The sequence below is a fragment of the Bacillus sp. 1735sda2 genome, assembly GCF_024159245.1.
GTDB lineage: Bacteria > Bacillota > Bacilli > Bacillales > Bacillaceae > Bacillus > Bacillus pumilus_O.
The window spans coordinates 38,928-60,120 of the sequence record NZ_JAMYWZ010000001.1; the positions used below are offsets into that span (position 1 = coordinate 38,928).

Annotated in this window: 25 protein-coding genes; 24 read left to right on the forward strand and 1 reads right to left on the reverse strand. The window is 40.8% G+C overall.

The features are described 5' to 3' along the window. The first annotated feature begins 17 nt into the window (after positions 1 to 17). The 11 genes from NKR21_RS00200 to rsmI all read left to right on the forward strand — a co-directional run bounded on the left by NKR21_RS00200 (position 18) and on the right by rsmI (position 8,197). The gene (locus tag NKR21_RS00200; RefSeq protein WP_041815084.1) at positions 18 to 1,076 is read left to right on the forward strand and encodes a toxic anion resistance protein; all 1,059 of its coding nucleotides are present in this window, start codon (positions 18 to 20) and stop codon (positions 1,074 to 1,076) included. Between the two features lie 77 nt (positions 1,077 to 1,153). Then, positions 1,154 to 2,563, forward strand: coding sequence for an aminotransferase class I/II-fold pyridoxal phosphate-dependent enzyme (locus NKR21_RS00205; protein ID WP_088000671.1), 1,410 nt, complete (start codon positions 1,154 to 1,156; stop codon positions 2,561 to 2,563). Then, on the forward strand, positions 2,560 to 3,198 hold the full coding sequence (gene tmk / locus NKR21_RS00210) for a dTMP kinase (protein WP_088000673.1): 639 nt from the start codon (positions 2,560 to 2,562) through the stop codon (positions 3,196 to 3,198). Before NKR21_RS00205 ends, tmk begins: the two co-directional genes overlap by 4 nt. Positions 3,199 to 3,277: 79 nt before the next feature. Further along, positions 3,278 to 3,607, forward strand: a complete 330-nt coding sequence (locus NKR21_RS00215; RefSeq protein WP_012008640.1) for a cyclic-di-AMP receptor — start codon at positions 3,278 to 3,280, stop codon at positions 3,605 to 3,607. A gap of 12 nt (positions 3,608 to 3,619) precedes the next feature. Further along, positions 3,620 to 4,060 (forward strand): YaaR family protein, encoded by a 441-nt coding sequence (locus NKR21_RS00220; protein WP_088000675.1) that lies wholly within the window; start codon positions 3,620 to 3,622, stop codon positions 4,058 to 4,060. Positions 4,061 to 4,071: 11 nt separating this feature from the next. After that, on the forward strand, positions 4,072 to 5,061 hold the full coding sequence (holB, locus tag NKR21_RS00225; protein ID WP_088000677.1) for a DNA polymerase III subunit delta': 990 nt from the start codon (positions 4,072 to 4,074) through the stop codon (positions 5,059 to 5,061). Positions 5,062 to 5,063: 2 nt separating this feature from the next. Continuing rightward, complete coding sequence (ricT, locus tag NKR21_RS00230) at positions 5,064 to 5,891, forward strand: competence/sporulation regulator complex protein RicT (RefSeq protein ID WP_012008643.1); 828 nt, start codon at positions 5,064 to 5,066, stop codon at positions 5,889 to 5,891. 14 nt (positions 5,892 to 5,905) lie between these two features. Continuing rightward, the gene (gene yabA, locus NKR21_RS00235) at positions 5,906 to 6,259 is read left to right on the forward strand and encodes a DNA replication initiation control protein YabA (RefSeq protein WP_003217957.1); all 354 of its coding nucleotides are present in this window, start codon (positions 5,906 to 5,908) and stop codon (positions 6,257 to 6,259) included. A 55-nt stretch (positions 6,260 to 6,314) separates the two neighbouring features. Next, the gene (locus NKR21_RS00240) at positions 6,315 to 7,058 is read left to right on the forward strand and encodes a tRNA1(Val) (adenine(37)-N6)-methyltransferase (protein ID WP_012008644.1); all 744 of its coding nucleotides are present in this window, start codon (positions 6,315 to 6,317) and stop codon (positions 7,056 to 7,058) included. Continuing rightward, on the forward strand, positions 7,045 to 7,341 hold the full coding sequence (locus tag NKR21_RS00245) for a GIY-YIG nuclease family protein (protein ID WP_144458079.1): 297 nt from the start codon (positions 7,045 to 7,047) through the stop codon (positions 7,339 to 7,341). Before NKR21_RS00240 ends, NKR21_RS00245 begins: the two co-directional genes overlap by 14 nt. Beyond that, positions 7,319 to 8,197: a 16S rRNA (cytidine(1402)-2'-O)-methyltransferase gene (gene rsmI / locus NKR21_RS00250; protein WP_144458081.1), complete on the forward strand. Its 879-nt coding sequence runs from the start codon at positions 7,319 to 7,321 to the stop codon at positions 8,195 to 8,197. The genes NKR21_RS00245 and rsmI overlap by 23 nt, the downstream gene beginning before the upstream one ends. Positions 8,198 to 8,242: 45 nt before the next feature. Here the strand turns inward: rsmI and NKR21_RS00255 are convergent, their stop codons facing one another. Further along, the gene (locus tag NKR21_RS00255; RefSeq protein WP_087975202.1) at positions 8,243 to 8,533 is read right to left on the reverse strand and encodes a transition state genes transcriptional regulator AbrB; all 291 of its coding nucleotides are present in this window, start codon (positions 8,531 to 8,533) and stop codon (positions 8,243 to 8,245) included. 520 nt (positions 8,534 to 9,053) lie between these two features. Here NKR21_RS00255 and metG point away from each other — a divergent pair. The 13 genes from metG to glmU all read left to right on the forward strand — a co-directional run bounded on the left by metG (position 9,054) and on the right by glmU (position 21,187). After that, positions 9,054 to 11,054, forward strand: a complete 2,001-nt coding sequence (gene metG / locus NKR21_RS00260) for a methionine--tRNA ligase (RefSeq protein WP_144458083.1) — start codon at positions 9,054 to 9,056, stop codon at positions 11,052 to 11,054. A gap of 81 nt (positions 11,055 to 11,135) precedes the next feature. Then, on the forward strand, positions 11,136 to 11,903 hold the full coding sequence (locus NKR21_RS00265) for a TatD family hydrolase (RefSeq protein WP_144458085.1): 768 nt from the start codon (positions 11,136 to 11,138) through the stop codon (positions 11,901 to 11,903). A 244-nt stretch (positions 11,904 to 12,147) separates the two neighbouring features. After that, positions 12,148 to 13,350 (forward strand): G5 and 3D domain-containing protein, encoded by a 1,203-nt coding sequence (locus NKR21_RS00270; protein ID WP_144458087.1) that lies wholly within the window; start codon positions 12,148 to 12,150, stop codon positions 13,348 to 13,350. Between the two features lie 160 nt (positions 13,351 to 13,510). Beyond that, positions 13,511 to 14,071, forward strand: a complete 561-nt coding sequence (gene rnmV, locus NKR21_RS00275; RefSeq protein WP_012008650.1) for a ribonuclease M5 — start codon at positions 13,511 to 13,513, stop codon at positions 14,069 to 14,071. Continuing rightward, positions 14,064 to 14,942, forward strand: a complete 879-nt coding sequence (gene rsmA / locus NKR21_RS00280; protein ID WP_012008651.1) for a 16S rRNA (adenine(1518)-N(6)/adenine(1519)-N(6))-dimethyltransferase RsmA — start codon at positions 14,064 to 14,066, stop codon at positions 14,940 to 14,942. The genes rnmV and rsmA overlap by 8 nt, the downstream gene beginning before the upstream one ends. Positions 14,943 to 15,072: 130 nt before the next feature. Beyond that, the gene (gene yabG / locus NKR21_RS00285; protein ID WP_034665700.1) at positions 15,073 to 15,957 is read left to right on the forward strand and encodes a sporulation peptidase YabG; all 885 of its coding nucleotides are present in this window, start codon (positions 15,073 to 15,075) and stop codon (positions 15,955 to 15,957) included. Positions 15,958 to 16,171: 214 nt separating this feature from the next. Then, positions 16,172 to 16,429, forward strand: a complete 258-nt coding sequence (gene veg / locus NKR21_RS00290; RefSeq protein ID WP_003217979.1) for a biofilm formation stimulator Veg — start codon at positions 16,172 to 16,174, stop codon at positions 16,427 to 16,429. Between the two features lie 162 nt (positions 16,430 to 16,591). Continuing rightward, complete coding sequence (locus NKR21_RS00295) at positions 16,592 to 16,777, forward strand: small, acid-soluble spore protein, alpha/beta type (RefSeq protein ID WP_012008653.1); 186 nt, start codon at positions 16,592 to 16,594, stop codon at positions 16,775 to 16,777. A gap of 146 nt (positions 16,778 to 16,923) precedes the next feature. Continuing rightward, positions 16,924 to 17,793 carry a 4-(cytidine 5'-diphospho)-2-C-methyl-D-erythritol kinase gene (gene ispE, locus NKR21_RS00300; RefSeq protein WP_144458089.1) on the forward strand — a complete coding sequence of 290 codons (870 nt, stop codon included), beginning with the start codon at positions 16,924 to 16,926 and terminating at the stop codon, positions 17,791 to 17,793. 55 nt (positions 17,794 to 17,848) lie between these two features. Beyond that, positions 17,849 to 18,682, forward strand: coding sequence for a pur operon repressor (purR, locus tag NKR21_RS00305; protein WP_003217919.1), 834 nt, complete (start codon positions 17,849 to 17,851; stop codon positions 18,680 to 18,682). 36 nt (positions 18,683 to 18,718) lie between these two features. Continuing rightward, positions 18,719 to 19,096, forward strand: a complete 378-nt coding sequence (gene ridA, locus NKR21_RS00310) for a 2-iminobutanoate/2-iminopropanoate deaminase (protein WP_012008655.1) — start codon at positions 18,719 to 18,721, stop codon at positions 19,094 to 19,096. Between the two features lie 225 nt (positions 19,097 to 19,321). Next, positions 19,322 to 19,618 carry a septation regulator SpoVG gene (spoVG, locus tag NKR21_RS00315; RefSeq protein WP_008357439.1) on the forward strand — a complete coding sequence of 99 codons (297 nt, stop codon included), beginning with the start codon at positions 19,322 to 19,324 and terminating at the stop codon, positions 19,616 to 19,618. 198 nt (positions 19,619 to 19,816) lie between these two features. Continuing rightward, the gene (glmU, locus tag NKR21_RS00320; protein ID WP_119124314.1) at positions 19,817 to 21,187 is read left to right on the forward strand and encodes a bifunctional UDP-N-acetylglucosamine diphosphorylase/glucosamine-1-phosphate N-acetyltransferase GlmU; all 1,371 of its coding nucleotides are present in this window, start codon (positions 19,817 to 19,819) and stop codon (positions 21,185 to 21,187) included. Positions 21,188 to 21,193 lie beyond the last annotated feature (6 nt).

The window sequence follows — 21,193 nt, forward strand, 5'->3', positions numbered from 1 at the left end:
GAAAGGAGTCAAACACGATGAAATCGGAAGATCGCGCCACAACATCACCTGCCTCCACTACTGATCTCCAGTTTCGGTTGTTTGATACCTTATCTGATGAAGAGAAAAGGGAAGCCGTTCAGCGTGCTAAGCAGATCCCTGACAATCCGCAAAAGCTCCTTTTCTATGGTACACGTGTGCAGGAACGATTATTGGAACAATCACAACAGATGATGAAATATGTTGAGAAAAAAGATATCGATCAAATAGGAGACGTGCTTGAGGCCTTTTTGCAGCAGTTACATGTAGTGGAGCCAGAGGATTTGGTGCCGAAGAAACAGGGCTTTTTTTTGAAATGGTTTCAACGCGATAAGCGATCTACTCAGGAGACCATATCACGTTTTCGACATGCAAAATCACAGATCGAGAGATTGTCAGCAAGGCTTCAATATGCAAGAGGCGTATTAATCTCGGACCATATGTTATTAGAGCGTTTATTTGAAGAAAATCAAACGTATTTCCAAGAGATGACGCTGCAGGTTGCAGCAGTTGAAGAGAAAATAACCATGTTAGAGCAGCAGCCTCTTTCAGAAACGCAAATTTCTGTTGAACGGACGTTAGAGGAGCAATTGATGAGTCAAGAAGTCAATGTAGAAGAGTATATGGAGAGACTAAAGGAACGAAAGTATGATTTGCTGTTAAGCCGGCAGATTGCATTGCAATGTAATGCTCAAATTCGGATGATCCAGCATACGAATCATACATTGGCTAATCACATTCAATCAACAGTTTCAGCCTCTATTCCTCTATGGATCAACCAAATGTCGATTGCATTAACGCATATACAGCAGCGGGCCAATTCAGCTCTAGAGAGCCGAATTCAAAAAACATATGAAAATGTATCAAAGCAGCAGGGGCAGATTCTTGAAGAGGCATCTTTATCCCCTGTAGATACATTGAAACAGGTTCAACGTCAATTAGCTGAAACATTACAGGAAACGTTACAGGTGAAAGAGCATGGAAGCCAAGAACGGGCTCAATTGAAAAACAGTATGTATGAGGCAGAGCAGCAGTTGGCAAATCCAATAAAGGAATGAGAAACCATCTTTCGGTTCACTTATTTGAACGTTATAATAGACATAAGATATCGTTAAAGTGAAAAGGGTCGATTTGTTTGAAAACACCTTTATATACAGCATTAGCACAGCATGCGGAAAAGAAGCCTTATTCTTTTCACGTTCCAGGACATCACAATGGAGATGTCTTTTTTGATGAGGCACGGTCTCACTATGCTTCAATTCTTCAGCTGGATGTGACAGAGCTTGAAGGTCTTGATGATCTTCATCACCCGACTGGGGTCATCCAAGAGGCAGAACATTTATTAACTAAGCTATATGGTTCAGATCAAAGCTTCTTCCTTGTGAATGGTACAACAGTCGGAAACTTGGCGATGGTGATGACAGCATGCCGCACGGGAGACGAAATTTTCGTCCAGCGAAATTGCCATAAGTCTGTCTTTCATGCGATCGAACTTGCAGGGGCAACGCCTATTTTGATAGACGCTGAGATAGACCCACACTTGCACGTTCCAACACATGTGGCGGAAGATACAGTGAGAAAAGCCATAGCAAAACATCCTCATTGCAGGGCAATCATTTTGACTTATCCGAACTACTACGGACATACAGCTGATTTATTAAAGCTGATTCACATGTGTCATGAAGCAGGTATGATTGTGTTGGTTGATGAGGCACATGGTGCGCATTTTGTATTAGGCGGGGGCTTCCCTCCATCGGCTCTTTCCTATGGAGCGGACGTGGTGGTACAATCAGCACATAAAACCCTTCCGGCAATGACGATGGGTTCCTATCTTCATCTTCAAGGGGACCGAATCGATGCGAAGAGATTGAAAACCTTGCTCACCATGCTTCAAAGTAGCTCGCCCTCTTATCCCATTATGGCCTCATTAGATGTAGCAAGAGCTTATGTCGAGGAGATCAAAGAAAAAGGGACATTGGATGTAATCATGAAAGAACTGACAGAGCTGAAAGATCAGTTCAACCGTCTGACTCACCTTGAAGTGGTTGAGCCAGAATCATTGCATTCCGATCCATTAAAATGCGTCATTCGATCTACAAAAGGACTGACAGGGTACGAACTAAAGCAGGTACTTGAATCAGTGGATGTTCATCCAGAGCTTGCGGACGAACATCAGGTTTTACTTGTACTTAGCCTAGAACAGAGGAAGGACGTCCCTTTCAAGCAGATCGATCAGGCTCTTAAGCAAAGTGATTCATTGCTCAAAGGGAAAAAATATATCCAAAATGAAACGGTATCTCTTGAGACTGATATATTAAATCAAGACATAGAGGCTGTCCCATTTGAACAAGCAACAGGCAGGGTGAGTGCAGAATCCATTATTCCCTATCCACCTGGAATTCCTTTGATGATTAAGGGAGAGCGTATTGAAAAAGAACAAATTGAGGCGTTAAGCCGTTTGCTTGGTCACGAGGTTCATATTCAAGCAAGTCAGGTCATTCATCAGAGAAAATTATATGTTTATATAGAAGAGGAGACACTATGAGCGGTATGTTTATTACGTTTGAAGGGCCAGAGGGTGCCGGAAAAACGACAGTGATACGAAAAGTGTACGAAGAAATGGAACGTCAAGGATATGCAGTGATGGCAACACGCGAGCCGGGCGGCATTGACATTGCTGAGCAGATCCGTGAAGTCATTTTAAATGAAAAAAATACAAAAATGGATGCGAAAACAGAGGCATTGTTGTATGCAGCAGCAAGAAGGCAGCATTTGGCTGAAAAAGTAGAACCGGCATTGCAGCGAGGAGAGACTGTCTTATGTGATCGTTTTGTTGATAGCTCTCTTGCTTATCAAGGCTATGCGAGAGGGCTTGGAATTGACCAAGTCAGATCAATAAACGACTTTGCTATTGATGGCACGATGCCGCAAATGACGATTTACTTTTCTATTACACCTGAGGAAGGGCTAAAGCGAATTCACGCCAATCAAGGAAGAGAAAAGAACCGATTAGATATGGAGACACTGAATTTTCACCAGTTGGTTAGAGAAGGCTATGAACTTCTTATTGCGCAATCACCAGAACGATTCCGCGTTGTGGATGCTTCTAAGCCGATGCAGGATGTCTATGAAGAAGTACTTCGAGTGATTCAGGACACATTAAAGAAAAATCAAATATGACCTCATTCCCAATCGTTGTTATAATATAAAGGAAGACATCGGCATGTCACCTGTGCCTAAAACAAAGGAGGCCAATCAAATGAAATTAATTGTTGCCGTTGTACAGGACCAAGATAGTAGCAAGTTGTTGAAAATATTGACTGAACATCAATTCGGCGTGACAAAATTAGCTTCAACTGGTGGGTTTTTAAAGTCTGGGAATACGACTTTTATCATTGGTTGTGATGATGTCCGAGTGGATAAAGCGTTGCAGCTTATAAAAGAAAATTGCCGCAAACGTGATCAAATGATTGCACCTGTATCTCCAATGGGTGGTAACGCAGATTCATATGTACCATACCCTGTTGAGGTTGAAGTTGGTGGAGCTACTGTCTTTATTCTGCCAGTTGAACAATTTCATCAATTCTAAGGATGGGTTGCTGTGAAAATTAATCAAGATATGCGGCTGCTTTTAGAAAAGCGTGAACTTCAAGGCATTAAGGGAAGCCAAACATCTGCCTCCTTTAAAGCTTCGATGGAGACGCAAAGCGGTAAAATGCGCTTAGAGCAGCTGACGGTTATGCTGAGTGATATCGAAGTATTCGGTAAAAAGCTGGCAAAGTCACGAAATTTAAAGGACTTGGCTAGGTTTAAAGGACTTGTGAAGCGCTTTGTGAAAGAGACAGTCGATAATGGATTAAATATAGAAACATCAAGAAGCTTTGATATTTATGGCAACACGCGTACACTCGCTTTAGTCAAAGCATTAGATGAAAAGCTGATTGAATTAACAGAGGATATGATGGATCAAGAGAAACCATCTATCGATTTGCTTGAACGTATTGGAGAAATAAAAGGTTTATTAATTAACCTTTACACATAGAGAGTGATAACATGGCAATTAGCTGGGATGACATGAATGAGTTACAGCCGCGCGTCATGCGGCTGATTTTTAATAGTATTGATAAAGGCCGACTTGCGCATGCCTACTTATTTGAAGGAAAAAAAGGGACCGGTAAGCAGGATGCTGCGATGCTACTAGCAAAGAGCTTTTTTTGCTTGGAATCAGGAGTGAAACCGTGTGAATCCTGCCAAAATTGTAAGAGGATTGAGTCAGGAAACCATCCCGATTTACATCTCATGCAGCCTGATGGTCAGTCAATTAAGAAAGCGCAAGTACAGGCATTGCAAGAGGAGTTTACAAAAGCAGGTGTGGAATCTCACCGAAAAATGTATATCATTCTTCATGCGGACAAAATGACGGTCAACGCTGCGAACAGTTTATTGAAGTTCCTAGAGGAGCCTAACCGGGAAACGATGGCAATTTTAATTACTGAGCAATCGCATAAAATGCTGGATACGATTATTTCAAGATGTCAGATGCTTAGCTTTCAGCCACTGCAGCCTCAATCCTTGGAGCAGCAGCTATTACAAGAAGGCGTATCTCAGCATCTTGCAAGGCTTTTGTCGAATTTAACCAACAATTTAGCAGAAGCACTCGAATTAAGTCGAAATGATCAGTTTGCAGAGTCTAGAGCGAAAGTGATAAAATTGTATGAAGTCTTACACCAGCGAAAAGAACATGCATTTTTTTATATACAGGATCAATGGATGCCTTTTTTCAAAGAGAAAGACCTTCAAGAAACAGGTCTGGATATGCTTTTATTTATATATCGTGATGTATTGTCGATTCAAATAGGAAATGAAGATAAAGTCATTTATCAAGACTTATTCCAGACAATGAAGCAGCATGCGCTGCATTCCACACAGCAGATGGTGACGAACCAGATCCTTGCTGTATTAGAAGCGAAAAAGAGACTTCAATCCAACGTGAATGCCCAAGGGCTGATGGAGCAATTGGTGTTGATGTTGCAGGAGGGATAAGCTTGTACAACGTAATTGGTGTTCGTTTTAAAAAAGCGGGCAAAATCTATTATTTCGATCCTAATGGATTTCATATAGAAAATGATAGTTGTGTCATTGTAGAGACGGTCAGAGGAGTTGAGTACGGACAAGTGGTCATCGCTAATAAAAAAGTAGATGAACACGATGTCGTTCTTCCTCTGCGTAAGGTGATTCGTGTAGCAGATGAAAGAGATCGGCTCATCGTTGAGGAAAACAAAGAAGCAGCGATGACAGCCTTTGATACATGTCTTCAGAAGGTAAGTGAACATGGTCTTGAAATGAAGCTAGTTGATGTTGAATTTACATTTGACCGAAACAAGGTCATCTTCTACTTCACAGCGGATGGCAGAGTGGATTTCCGCGAACTAGTGAAGGATCTTGCATCGATCTTCAAAACAAGAATTGAACTTCGCCAGATTGGTGTAAGAGACGAGGCAAAAATGCTGGGTGGCATAGGACCTTGCGGGCGAATGCTTTGTTGTTCGACATTCTTAGGAGACTTTGAACCAGTATCCATTAAGATGGCAAAAGATCAAAACCTGTCGCTAAATCCCACAAAAATTTCAGGGCTTTGCGGTCGTTTGATGTGCTGCTTGAAATATGAGAACGATGAGTATGAAACGGCGAAAGAACAATTGCCGGATATCGGTGAAACGATTCAAACATCTAGTGGCTCTGCAAAGGTAGTAGGGCTCAACATTTTAGAACGAATTTTACAAGTTGAATTAACCGGGCAAGAAAAAGTGATAGAATATACTTGGGAAGAATTATTACAAGAAGGCGTTGTATCTGCACAAACAACTGAGTAACGAGGTGTGCCACCTTGGATAAAAAGGAACTATTTGATACGGTAATCAATTTAGAAGAACAAATCGGTTCTCTTTATCGCCAGTTAGGTGATTTGAAAAATCATATCGGTGAAGTGATTGAAGAAAATCATCAGCTGCAGATGGAGAATCAGCACTTGCGTGAACGTCTGGATCAGTCCGATCGGGACAAATCCTCTGAGACAGAGAATGATTCTGCTCAGAAGCCAGGTCATTCTGATATAGGAGAAGGTCATGATAACCTGGCTCGGTTATATCAGGAGGGCTTCCATATTTGCAATGTACATTATGGGAGCATACGTAAAGAGGGAGACTGTTTGTTCTGTCTGTCATTTTTAAATAAAAAATGAGAAAAGGCTTCCGCTGAATCGGAAGCCTTTTTCACAGGAAAAGAAAGGATACATCATGGTTTCGTTAAGAGAAGATGAACGATTAGATTATTTGCTCGCCGAAGATATGAAGATTATTCAAAGTAAAACGGTTTTCGCCTTTTCATTGGACGCAGTCTTATTAGCAAAATTTGCGTATGTGCCCATCCAAAAAGGAGAAATCATTGATCTTTGTACAGGAAATGGCATTGTGCCATTGCTGCTTTCGACTCGATCTAAGGCATCCATTACGGGAGTTGAAATTCAAGATCGGCTGTTTGATATGGCAAAAAGAAGTGTGGCGTATAATCAACTTGAAAAGCAGATAGAACTGATTCATGGCGATCTGAATGATATGCCAGCACGCTACGGTAATCACAAAGTAGATGTCATCACATGTAATCCGCCATATTTTAAGACACCATCTAAGGAAGAGATTAATGAGAATGAATACTTGGCCATTGCTCGGCATGAAATCCATTGTACATTGGAAGATGTTATTCGCGTTTCTTCTACGCTTCTGAAGCAAGGAGGGAAACTGGCGATGGTTCATCGGCCAGGACGTCTGCTTGAGATTGTGGAATTAATGAAGAAGTACCGAATTGAGCCAAAACGAATTCAATTTGTTTATCCCAAACAGGGAAAAGAGGCCAATACCATCTTAGTAGAGGGGATAAAAGATGGAAAACCTGATCTGAAAATTCTCCCGCCTCTTTTTGTTTATGGAGATGATCAAGAGTATACAGAGGAAATCAGGACGATACTGTATGGAGAAGCATAATCATTATTTCTATGTATTGAAATGTGCTGACGGCAGCCTATACGCAGGTTATACAAATGATTTACAAAAAAGACTGATGACCCACAATAGTGGGAAGGGAGCAAAGTATACAAGAGCCAGACGGCCAGTTGAGCTGTATTATTATGAATGTTTTGCAACCAAAAGAGAAGCGATGCAGCAAGAATATCGTTTCAAAACGTGGACACGAAAAAAGAAAGATCTTTATATAGAAGAAATGCGTATTGAAAAGGAGGCGACACATGAACACACAAAAAAGCTTTGATGGTCAATCAGATATGGGGATTCTATATCTCGTCCCAACCCCAATTGGCAATTTAGAAGATATGACGTTTCGAGCCATACAAACATTAAAAGATGTAGACTATATTGCCGCAGAGGATACAAGACAAACGAAAAAGCTTTGCCATGTCTATGAAATTGATACGCCATTGACGAGTTATCATGAGCATAACAAAGACAGTAGCGGTCACAAGTTGATCGAATGGTTAAAAGAAGGAAAAAACATCGCACTTGTGAGCGATGCTGGTTTACCGACGATTTCTGATCCAGGTGCTGAAGTGGTCCGAGACTTTACTAATATCGGCGGTTATGTCGTTCCATTACCTGGAGCAAATGCTGCACTTACAGCACTCATTGCATCAGGGATTACGCCGCAGCCATTTTTCTTTTATGGATTTCTCGACCGACAAAAAAAGGAAAAGAAAAAACAGCTCGAAGCTTTGAAGAAGCGTCAAGAAACCATCATTTTCTATGAAGCGCCTCATCGGTTAAAAGAAACGCTGACTTTGATGAAGGAAGTGTGGGGCAACCGGAATATCGCCATTACGAGAGAACTAACGAAAAAATTTGAAGAGTTTATTCGTGGAGATTTAGAGTCTGTGCTGACATGGGCGACAGAAAATCAAATCCGAGGTGAATTCTGTCTTGTCGTACAAGGGAACGATCAAGATGAAGAAGAGCGAAATGAAGAAGTTTGGTGGAAGTCCTTATCAGAAAAAGAACACGTGATCCATTACATAGAAGAAGGATTAACGTCAAAGGAAGCCATTAAGCGTACAGCCGTCGAACGTGGAGTACCAAAACGCACCATATACGATGCTTATCATATTGAACAATAAAGAAAGGTTCTTGCAAACGGTGCAAGAACCTTTTTTATATCAAACTTATTTTTGTGATTGAAGTTGGTTTTGGATTTCGTTAATGATTTGCTCTGCACCTTCACGGCTAAGAACTAATTTACCATTAGCAAGTTTAAGGTTATCGTCTGATACTTCACCTGTAACTTGGCAAGTCATGTTTGGTTTATATTTTTTTAGGATAATTTTTTCATCATCAACATAAATTTCCAAAGCGTCTTTTTCAGCGATTCCTAGAGTACGGCGAAGTTCGATTGGAATCACCACGCGCCCTAATTCGTCAACTTTACGTACAATACCTGTAGATTTCATCTTCATTCTCCTCCCAAAGAGTTCTTATTCTTAATATAATATTATCTTCGTCATTATTCGACAAATTCCTTACATTCATAGCATAACAAGGTTTCCATAAATCGTCAATCATTTTGTTTACTATTGTTTGTAAAATATGACTCTTAAAGTCAAAAGACCTTGAAACTACTGATTTATAAGGATTTTGAGGCTTTTTTCTATGAAAATATAAGAAATGACGAACTCAGATTAACAAGACTTTTGCCCTAAATTAGACAATTGTAAATCTGGAAATAGATTTCATACGACAATATTCGACAAAATGTCGACAGGTTTGTCGTTTTTTTCGAAAAACTCATCTTTTTCGATCATTTCATCTTGTTCTATGTATATATGCTTGATCTTAAAGGCTAAGATGGTATCATAGAGAAAGCACAAGTGCAAAATTTAATAAATGGATCTAACACATTTTCATGTAATGATAATAACCGCTCTCGTCCATTGGGCGGGAGTTTTTGACATTTACACACACGCAGGAGGTTCCAACATGCCGGAAAAGAAAAAAACGTTCTATCTGACAACACCTATTTACTATCCGAGCGGAAAATTACATATTGGACATGCTTATACGACAGTAGCAGGGGATGCTATGGCTCGTTATAAACGTCTTCAAGGCTATGATGTGATGTATTTAACGGGTACAGATGAGCACGGACAAAAAATTCAGCAAAAAGCTGAAGAACAAAACATCACACCGATCGAGTATTTAGATCCGGTCGTAGCAGACATTCAATCACTATGGAAGAAACTCGACATTTCCAATGATGATTTCATCCGTACAACAGAAAAAAGACATACGATAATCATTGAGCAAGTGTTTCAAAAGCTACTTGATCAAGGTGATATTTATTTAGATCAATATGAAGGCTGGTACAGTATTCCAGATGAGACATTCTATACGGAAACACAGCTTGTGGATGTGGAGCGCAATGAAAAAGGAGAAGTCACTGGTGGGAAAAGCCCTGACAGCGGACATCCTGTCGAATTAATTAAAGAGGAATCATATTTCTTCCGTATGAGTAAGTATGCAGATCGTTTACTAGACTATTACGAAAAGAATCCAACGTTCATTCAGCCTGAATCAAGAAAGAATGAAATGATTAATAACTTCATCAAACCAGGTTTAGAGGATTTGGCTGTATCAAGAACAACCTTTGATTGGGGAATTAAAGTTCCAAACAATCCAAAGCACGTTATCTACGTATGGATTGATGCGTTGTTCAACTATTTAACTGCGATTGGTTACGGAACAGATCAGGATGAAAAATATAAAAAATATTGGCCTGCTAACGTGCATCTCGTAGGGAAAGAAATTGTGCGTTTCCATACGATTTATTGGCCAATTATGCTGATGGCACTCGATCTGCCGCTGCCAAAACAAATATTCGCACACGGATGGCTACTGATGAAAGATGGCAAGATGTCTAAATCAAAAGGGAACGTAGTCGATCCGGTCACATTAATAGATCGCTACGGTCTTGATGCCCTTCGTTATTATCTCCTTCGTGAAGTACCTTTTGGTGCGGATGGTGTGTTTACACCAGAAGGATTCGTGGAACGTGTAAACTATGACCTTGCCAATGATTTAGGTAACTTGCTTAACCGTACAGTGGCAATGGTTCAAAAATATTTTGACGGTACATTAAGCAGCTATAAGGGTCCAGTTAATGAGTTTGATGAGGAGCTTAAAGCAGTAGCAGAGCAAACAGTCAAAGCCTATGAAGAAGCGATGGAAAACCTTGAATTCTCGGTGGCTCTTTCAAATGTTTGGACATTAATCAGCAGAACGAATAAATATATTGATCAGACAGCTCCTTGGGTGCTGGCAAAAGACGAATCAAAACGAAAAGAGCTGCATTCTGTCATGTATCATTTAGCAGAATCATTGCGTATCACAGCAGTGCTCTTAACGCCTTTCCTAACGAAAACACCTGAGAAAATCTCCTTCCAGCTTGGCATTGAAGAAGAAAAGCTTAAAAGCTGGGATAGCATTCTATCTTTCGGTGCGATTCAACAAGCGACGGTACAAAAGGGAGAGCCTTTGTTCCCGCGTTTAGAGGTTGAAGAAGAAGTAGCATATATTAAAGAGAAAATGCAGGGAAGTGCACCAAAGGTAGAAGAAGAGAAAATAGAAATAGAAGAAACAGAATTACCTGAGCTGGGAGAAGAAATTGCTTTTGATGATTTCTCAAAAGTTGATCTTCGAGTCGCACAGGTGCTGGAAGCAGCCCCAGTGAAAAAAGCAGATCGTCTCTTAAAGCTGCAGCTTGATTTTGGATTTGAAAAGAGACAAATTGTTTCAGGGATAGCCAAGCATTATCAACCTGAGGAGTTAGTAGGGAAGAAGCTCGTCTGTGTAGCGAATCTCACACCAGTTAAACTCAGAGGGGAAATTTCCCAGGGAATGATTTTAACTGGAGAGACTGGTGGGAAATTGCAAGTTCTTGAAGTGGATCAATCTCTAGCAAATGGAACAAAAATTTTATAAATCAACAAAGGTGTTCCACGTGTAACATTTCGTCGAACACCTTTTGTTTTTTAGAAGAATTGTCGAAAGGAGAAATCAACGATGTTATTTGATACACATGCCCACTTAAATGCAGAACAATATAATGAAGACTTAGAGCAGGTGATTGAAAGAGCGAAGAGTGAAAAAGTCGAAAAAATCGTGGTGGTAGGGTTTGACCGCCCGACAATTACGAGAGCGATGGAATTAATTGAAGCGTATGATTTCATCTATGCAGCCATTGGCTGGCACCCAGTCGATGCCGTTGATATGACAGATGAAGATTTGCTATGGATCAAAGAATTATCTCAACATGAAAAAGTCGTTGCGATTGGAGAAATGGGTCTCGATTACTATTGGGACAAGTCGCCAAAAGATGTGCAAAAAGAGGTCTTTAGACGCCAAATTGCTCTTGCGAAGGAAGTGAATCTTCCAATTATTATTCATAATCGTGACGCAACGGAAGATGTCGTGACGATCTTAAGGGAAGAGGGAGCGGCTGAAGTTGGAGGGATTATGCATTGCTTTACTGGTAGCCTAGAAATCGCAAAAGCGTGTATGGATATGAATTTTTATATTTCATTCGGTGGACCTGTGACATTTAAAAATGCCAAAAAACCGAAAGAAGTGGTCAAGGACATACCAAGTGACCGGCTTTTGATTGAAACAGACTGCCCATACTTAACGCCAGCGCCATTTAGAGGAAAACGTAATGAGCCGAGTTATGTGAAATATATTGCAGAACAGATCGCGGAGTTACGAGAAATAAGCTTTGAAGAGCTTGCTGAATTGACCACAAAAAATGCAAAAAAAGTTTTCGGTATAAACTGACAGTATATGATGTCAATCCTTGTTTAAGCTTGTCCATTTGTGAAACATAACGAAAATGTTCTACACGATTACGCCTCTTCATAGGATAAGTTGTCGATAAGTCTTTCTTCCCTTCCTTCCATTAAACTCCCATAATAGGGGTACAATCGAGCATTTTTGTACAGTGGGTGGAAGGGTTGACAGGTTTTGAGATACTCTATATAATCTCTCCGAGGAGAAGGAGGCGTTTTTCATCGTACAAAAAATGAAAAATCTGTTTTCTGTAAAGCTAGGAAAAGGCAAGGTTTTATTACTAGTTGTTTGCTTGCTTTTAGCTGGAACTGGGACGGCTTACGGTGCGCATGAGCTCACTAAGCAGTCTATTACCATTTCAATCAATGGTAAAGAGAAGACAATTCGTACACATGAAGAGACAGTAGCACAGCTGCTTTCAGACCTTGGAATAAAAACCAAGGCGGAGGATCATATCTCTCCAAGTCTAAATACAAAGATTGAAGACAACATGAACATTGTGTATGATGCGGCTATACCGGTTCATCTAACCCTAGATGGGAAAGAGAAAACGATATGGACAACAGATCAGACGGTTGGAGCATTATTGAAGAATGAGAAGATAGATATTGGGAAGCACGATCAAGTAACTCCAGGAAAAAATGACAAGATTAAAAAAGATATGGATCTTGTGGTTGAGCAGGCCTTCGAGGTCAGTGTAAATGATGGAGGGAAAGAGAAAAAAGTGTGGACCACTTCGACTACGGTCGCTGACTTTTTAAAGCAACAAGAGCTGAAGCTCAAGAAGCACGATAAGATCAAACCTGCGTTACATAGTCATATAACTAAAAAAAGCGCAGATATTCAGATCACTCGGGTGGAAAAAGTCACCGATGTAGTGGAAGAGAAAATTGCTTTTGATACCAAACATAAAAAGGATCGTTCTCTTGAAAAAGGAAAAGAGAAGGTGCTTAAAAAAGGTGAAGAAGGTAAATTGAAGAAGCACTATGCCATTGTGAAAGAAAACGGCAAAGTGGTGTCTAAAGAATTGATTAAAGAAGTGACTGAAAAAGATAGCAAGGATCGTTTAGTGGCCGTTGGTACACAAGAGTCCCAAGAAGAGCCTAAAGCGACACCTGCCGTTTCAAGAAGCAATGAATCGTCAGGAAAAGAATTTTATGTGACGTCGACAGCTTATACAGCGAGCTGTGCTGGATGTACCGGTAGAACGTCAACAGGCTATAATTTAAAATCAAATCCAGATGCAAAGGTCATAGCAGTTGATCCGAGTGTCATTCCGCTAGGCTCTAAAGTGTATGTGGAAGGCTATGGATATGCCGTTGCATCAGACACTGGATCTGCTATAAAAGGGAATAAAATTGATGTGTTCGTCCCAAATAAGTCGGCAGCTTATCAATGGGGAAATAAACGAGTGAAAATTAGAGTGCTCAAATAAACACATCAAATCATTTATATGAACAGAGGGCTTTGCGCACCCTCTGTTTTTTTGGTTATAATAGAAGCACTGTTTTCTAATTAATTAGACGCAAAAACAGCATAAAAGGTTTCGTTTTTTAACCAAAAATTGTTTATTGTTTTTGCAAGCGGAGGAATACATGAAAATCAAAGAAATCATTGTGGTGGAAGGTCGTGACGACACTGCGAGAGTGAAGATGGCAGTTGATGCAGATACGATCGAAACAAACGGATCAGCCATTGGCGATACAGTTATTCAACAAGTGCGTCTTGCTCAGGAGACGAGAGGGGTCATTATTTTAACTGATCCTGATTTCCCTGGGGAGAAGATCCGGAAAACCATCGCAGAAGCGGTTCCTGGCTGTAAGCACGCATTTTTGCCAAAACATCTTGCGAAGGCGAAGCGGGACAAAGGAATTGGTGTCGAGCATGCTTCTTTGGACAGTATTCGGGAATGCCTTGCCCATGTCCATGAGGAAATGGAAGTAACGGAAAGTGATATTACATTAGATGACTTATTTGACGCAGGCCTTATCGGAGGCGAATCATCGAAACGTCGCCGCGAAAGACTAGGTGTGCTTTTAAATATAGGATATACCAATGCGAAGCAGCTGCATAAGCGCCTTCACATGTTCCAAATAACCAAACATGATTTTATTGCGGCCTTAAAGACCGTCATGCAGGAGGAAGCCGATGAATAAAGATATAGCGACACCCATCAGAACGAAGGAAATACTGAAGAAATACGGTTTCTCTTTTAAAAAGAGCTTGGGGCAGAACTTTTTAATTGATACAAATATACTCGATCGTATTGTCGATCACGCAGAGGTGACAGATGAGACTGGCGTGATTGAGATTGGGCCTGGTATCGGTGCATTGACCGAGCAGCTCGCTAAGCGTGCAAAGAAGGTCACCGCTTTTGAAATCGATCAGCGTTTATTGCCTATTTTAAACGATACGCTTTCTCCATATGATAATGTCACGATCATTCATCAAGATGTATTAAAGGCAGATGTGGGAAAAGTCATCGAGGAAAATTTTGCTGATTGTAAAGAAGTGATGGTGGTCGCCAACCTTCCATATTACGTGACGACACCGATTATTATGAAGCTGCTTGAAGAAAACCTTCCATTGAAAGGGATTGTGGTCATGCTTCAAAAAGAAGTAGCAGATCGTATGGCCGCTATTCCTTCATCAAAGGAATACAATTCGCTTTCTATCGCAGTTCAATACTATACAGAAGCGAAAACAGTGATGGTTGTGCCTAAAACGGTTTTCGTTCCACAGCCAAATGTCGATTCGGCTGTGATCAAGTTGACCGTTCGTGAAACGCCTGCCGTATCAGTAGAAAATGATGAATTTTTCTTTCAATTGATTCGTGCGAGCTTTGGTCAGCGCCGGAAAACATTGATGAATAACCTCATGAACAACTTACCTGATGGAAAGCAACATAAAGCGATCATTGAAGAAGCACTTCAAACAGCAGACATTGATGGAAAGCGCCGCGGCGAGTCATTATCCATTGAGGAATTTGCCCGTTTGTCGAATGTTTTACAAAAAGCCCTGTTTTAAGGGCTTTTTTTGTTTTTCACCACTTCGCTTGTTCGGGCATAGGCTAGAAAGAACAGCACATATGAAAGACGAACATATTTAGTGCAAGACGATACCAACAGGATATGAGCCTGATTGTGGAGTGAAAAGCATGCAATTTCAAATAGGAGATATGGTGACAAGGGCATCCTATCAAATGGATATTTTGTTTCGAATCATTCGAATTGATGAGACCGATCAGCACGAAGCCACCGCCATATTGCATGGGAATGAAGTGAGGTTAATTGCTGATGCCAAGTTGTCAGATCTCGTCAAGGTTCAAAAAGAGGAACAGCTGACTAGAGAGAAAAATGACGAACGAAAAATCAATGAATCGCTCGATTTACTAAGACAGGATTATCAGCTGCTGCGGGAAAAACAAGAGTATCATACGTCAGGACAATATCAGCATCAGGAGCAGTATTTTCACATGCCTGGAAAGGTCCTTCATTTAGATGGAGATGCTTCATACTTAAAGAAATGTTTAGATGTATATGAACGAATTGGTGTACCTGTGTATGGGGTGCATTGCCATGAGAAGAAAATGCCAAGCATGATTGACTCGTTAATTGATCAGTATCGACCAGATATATTGGTTATCACAGGACATGATGCATATTCAAAGCAAAAGGGCGGCGTACATGATATCGGTGCCTATCGTCATTCTCGTCATTTTGTTGAAACGGTTCAAAAAGCCAGACGAAAAATCCCTCATTTAGATCAGCTTGTGATCTTTGCTGGTGCCTGTCAATCTCATTTCGAATCATTGATCCAAGCAGGTGCCAATTTTGCGAGCTCGCCTTCCCGTGTGAATATCCATGCGCTCGACCCCGTTTATATCGTTGCGAAGATCAGCTTCACTCCATTTGTAGATCGAATCAACGTGTGGGATGTGCTCCGTAATACATTAACAAGAGAAAAAGGGCTCGGAGGCATCGAGACGAAGGGTGTTCTAAGGGTAGGTATGCCATATAAAAGAGACCATGAATCGACATAACCCGACTGATTTCAGTCTGGTTTTTTTTTATGTTCAAAAAGAATTTGCAAAAGGATACATAATTCACCGGAATTTGAGAAAAATAGGGAGAAGAAAAGGTAGAAGTTTGTCAAAATTATTTTGTTGACAATGGCTTGTGTTGGTTGATATAATTTAATTTTTATTTGACAAAAACGGGCCGTTGTTGTATAATTATCTCAGTGAGGTGGATGCAATGGCGAAGACTTTGTCCGACATCAAAAGATCGCTTGATGGTAACTTAGGTAAACGTTTGACGTTAAAGGCTAACGGGGGCCGCCGTAAAACAATTGAGCGTTCGGGCATTTTAGCTGAAACGTACCCTTCTGTATTTGTGATTCAATTAGATCAAGATGAGAATTCGTTTGAAAGAGTTTCTTATAGTTATGCAGATATACTGACTGAGACGGTCGAATTAACGTTCGATGATACCGCTAGCTCAGTCGCCTATTAATGGGCAGTGAACTTTTTGTTTACTGCTTTTTGTTTTGCCTTTTTTCTGATTGGGAGCCTGTCCATTTTTTGAAAGGGGTAAAAGAAAGGATTCGATACAAAATAAGAAAGCCACCCAAGCGGTGGCACTGATTCGAATTCTCGACTAAAGGGGCTGTTTCGTTTGGGTAGACGCCGAGGGATTATGTCAGATGAGTTCAAATACGAGCTGGCGAAGGATCTTGGATTTTATGATACCGTCAAAAATGGAGGCTGGGGAGAAATTCGAGCGCGTGACGCAGGTAATATGGTCAAACGTGCCATTGAATTAGCTCAACAGCACATGGCTCAGGATGAGAATCAACGATAGAAAAACGGTCAGGGATACCTCAGGTGTCTCTGGCTTTTTTTGATGAAAAAGTCAGTGTGCTCGGCGTAAAAGCCTATATTCATCAGATCCATCAAATGTGATACAATATTGATACTTATGTTTAGATGGAGAAGTAGGTGAAATGTTTGCGTATTTTAGAAAAAGCACCGGCAAAAATTAATCTCTCACTTGATGTTCATGGAAAAAGACCGGATGGATATCACGAAGTGGAGATGGTGATGACAACAATAGACCTTGCAGATCGACTAGAGTTGACGGAGCTGGACAAGGATGAAATCCGTGTATCATCTCATAATCGATTCGTGCCAGATGATCAGCGTAATTTGGCATATCAGGCGGCTAAATTACTTAAAACAAGGTTCGGTATTCAAAAAGGTGTATCCATTGTCATCACAAAAACAATTCCAGTAGCAGCAGGTTTGGCTGGAGGCAGCAGTGATGCAGCAGCATCACTTCGCGGCTTAAATCGTTTGTGGAAGTTGAACCTCACGTTAGATGAACTAGCTGAGCTTGGGGCGGAGATCGGCTCAGATGTGTCTTTTTGTGTACACGGAGGCACAGCACTAGCGACAGGACGTGGAGAAAAGCTGAAGCATATTGCGACACCGCCGCATTGCTGGGTGATTTTAGCGAAGCCGGTGATTGGGGTATCTACAGCAGAAGTTTATAGACAATATGACGCAAGCAAAGTAGAACACCCGAATGTAGAGCGTATGATTGAAGCGATTGAAGCGAAAGATTATAAAGAAATGTGCGGCTCGCTCGGAAACGTTCTTGAGTCTGTGACATTAAAGATGTATCCAGAAGTAGATATGATCAAAAGACAGATGAAGCGTTTCGGTGCTGACGCTGTTTTAATGAGTGGAAGCGGCCCTACAGTATTTGGTTTGATTCAATATGAATCGAAGGTACAAAGAATATATAACGGACTGAGAGGGTTTTGTGATCAAGTATACGCTGTCCGCATGATCGGCGAACAAAATGCCCTTGATTAAATCCGTATATTAAGTTATATTTATCATAAATTATTCGGGTTCTGGGGGTAAGTTCATGAAGTTTCGTCGAAGCGGCAGATTGGTGGACTTAACAAATTACTTGTTAGCCCACCCGCACGTACTAGTACCGTTAACCTTTTTTGCAGAAAGATATCAATCTGCGAAGTCCTCCATTAGTGAAGACTTAACGATTATCAAACAGACCTTCGAACAGCAGGGAATAGGCACATTGCTTACTGTACCTGGTGCTGCTGGCGGAGTGAAATATATTCCGAAGATTCACCTAAAAGAAGCAGACGACGTAGTAAACGATATCGGAGAAGCTCTATCGACTCCTGAACGTGTACTTCCTGGCGGTTATTTATATTTAACCGATGTTTTAGGTAATCCATCAATCCTTGCGAAAATCGGTAAGCTATTTGCGACCATCTTTGCAGACCGTGCGATTGACGTCGTCATGACTGTTGCGACAAAGGGTATTCCAATTGCCTATTCTGTTGCAGGTTATTTAAATGTGCCGGTTGTGATCGTTAGAAAAGATAATAAAGTAACTGAAGGATCAACTGTAAGTATTAACTACGCGTCAGGTTCGTCTAATCGAATTCAAACCATGTCACTTGCAAAGCGGAGCTTAGATAAAGGGTCCAATGTCCTGATCATTGATGACTTTATGAAAGCTGGCGGAACCATTAACGGCATGGTGAATTTACTTGAGGAATTTAATGCAAATGTTGCAGGGATCGGTGTTCTTTTAGAAGACGAAGGCGTAGATGAACGTCTCGTTGATGAATATGTATCGCTTTTAAAGCTTTCAACCATTGATATGAAGCAGAAGATCATTGAGATTAATGAAGGCAATTTCCACGAGTTTTTTCATTCGAAAGCTTAAGAATTGAAAACATGTAGTTGAATGGGAGAGATTGATATGACAAAAGTTGTTCAAACCAAACATGCACCAGCAGCCATTGGACCTTACTCTCAAGGGATTATAGTCAATAACATGTTTTACAGCTCCGGGCAGATTCCATTAACGGCAGCTGGAGACTTTGTAAATGGAGATATTAAAGAACAAACTCATCAAGTGTTCCGTAATCTTAATGCCGTACTTGAAGCGGCAGGTGCTTCCTTTGAGACAGTCGTGAAAGCGACAGTTTTTATCAAAGATATGGAACAATTCGGAGAAGTAAATGAAGTGTACGGTGAGTATTTCCATACACATAAGCCAGCTCGTTCTTGTGTGGAAGTAGCAAGACTTCCTAAGGATGCACTCGTAGAAATTGAAGTGATTGCATTAGTCAAGTAAACAGGCAATCTTAACGAAAGCCGTTTAGTTTCATCATATGCAGGAAAAGACATCATCATGATGTCTTTTTTTCGCGAAGAGAATGTAAGCGCCGTCACCAATATGACAAAAAATGTATAAATATCCCGATATTTCAAAAAAAGTTTAAAAAAAGAGCAGGAGAATCACCACAATCGTTGAATACCTAAGTAATGCTTTTATATTGGGAAAAGGTGGTGAACTACTGTGGAAGTTACTGACGTAAGATTACGCCGCGTGAATACCGATGGTCGCATGAGGGCGATTGCATCCATCACGCTGGACCACGAATTTGTTGTTCATGATATTCGTGTGATTGATGGAAACAATGGCTTGTTTGTTGCAATGCCTAGCAAACGCACGCCTGATGGAGAGTTTCGCGACATTGCACATCCAATTAATTCAAGCACTCGAGGTAAAATTCAAGATGCTGTTTTAAATGAGTATCATCGCTTAGGTGAAGAGGAAGAGACAATTGAATATGAAGAAGCTGGAGCTTCTTAAAGATATGTGAACCTAAAAAGACAGCTTTAAGAGAAAATGAATGTTTTCTTTTAAATGCTGTCTTTTTTGCGTTTTTTCTCTTGTTCCTTATGTCTCCCATTCATTAGAAAATTAATGCACTTCCTCTTGTATCCTTGAAATCAGTCCTTATTTAGGATATATTTTTCTATGGATAATAGGGATATTGGAGGCCAATCAATGGATAAGCGGTTCGCAGTGATTTTAGCAGCGGGAAAAGGAACGAGAATGAAGTCAAAGCTATACAAAGTACTTCATCCAGTTTGCGGAAAACCAATGGTCGAGCATGTGGCAGACGAAGCGTTAAAGCTTTCTTTAGCCAAGCTAGTGACGATTGTCGGTCATGGAGCAGAGGACGTCAAAGAGCAGCTTGGAGACAGAAGTGAGTATGCACTTCAAGAAGAACAGCTGGGAACAGCACATGCCGTCAAACAAGCAAAGTCGTTCCTTGCGCAGGAAAAGGGAACAACCATTGTCATTTGTGGTGATACGCCATTATTGACAGCGGAAACAATGGAAGCTATGTTGAGCGAGCATCAAAAACATCAAGCGAAAGTCACTATTTTAACAGCACGTGCGGAAGACCCGACAGGTTATGGTCGTATTATTCGTGATGAAACCGGTGCTGTTGTGAAAATTGTGGAGCATAAAGATGCGAATGATGCAGAACGTCAAGTGAATGAAATTAATACAGGGACCTATTGCTTTTCAAATGAAGATCTCTTCCGTGTGATTGAGCAAGTATCGAATGAAAATGCTCAAGGTGAATACTATTTGCCAGACGTCATTGAAATTTTAAAGAATGAAGGGCAAACAGTTGCAGCATATCAAACTCCGCAATTTGAGGAAACACTTGGAGTCAATGATCGTATCGCTCTATCACAAGCAGAGCAATTCATGAAGCGACGTATTAATCATCAGCATATGAAAAATGGTGTGACCTTAATTGATCCTGAGAATACGTATATTTCACCTGATGCAGTTATTGGTGAAGATACAATGATTTATCCTGGGACGGTCATCAAAGGGAATGTAAAAATCGGTGCAGACGCCATTATTGGGCCAAACACTGAAATTGTTGACAGCATCATCGGAGACCGCACAGTGATTAAGCAATCTGTCGTCTGCGATAGTGAGGTTGGAGTCGATGTGACAATTGGGCCGTTTGCTCATATTCGCCCGTTGTCGAAAATTGGCGATGAAGTGAAAATCGGGAATTTTGTCGAAATCAAGAAAACGGTTTTCGGAGACCGCAGCAAAGCATCTCATCTAAGCTATATTGGAGATGCAGAGGTCGGAACTGATGTAAACCTTGGCTGTGGATCGATTACAGTCAATTATGATGGGAAGAACAAATTCTTAACGAAGATTGAAGATGGCGCATTTATTGGCTGTAATTCAAATCTCGTGGCACCAGTCACTGTCGGAAAAGGGGCATATGTTGCAGCTGGTTCAACGGTTACAGAAGATGTACCGCAGGATGCATTGTCTATTGCTAGAGCAAGACAAGTCAATAAAGAAGATTATGTGAAAAATATTCATAAAAAATAATCCAAA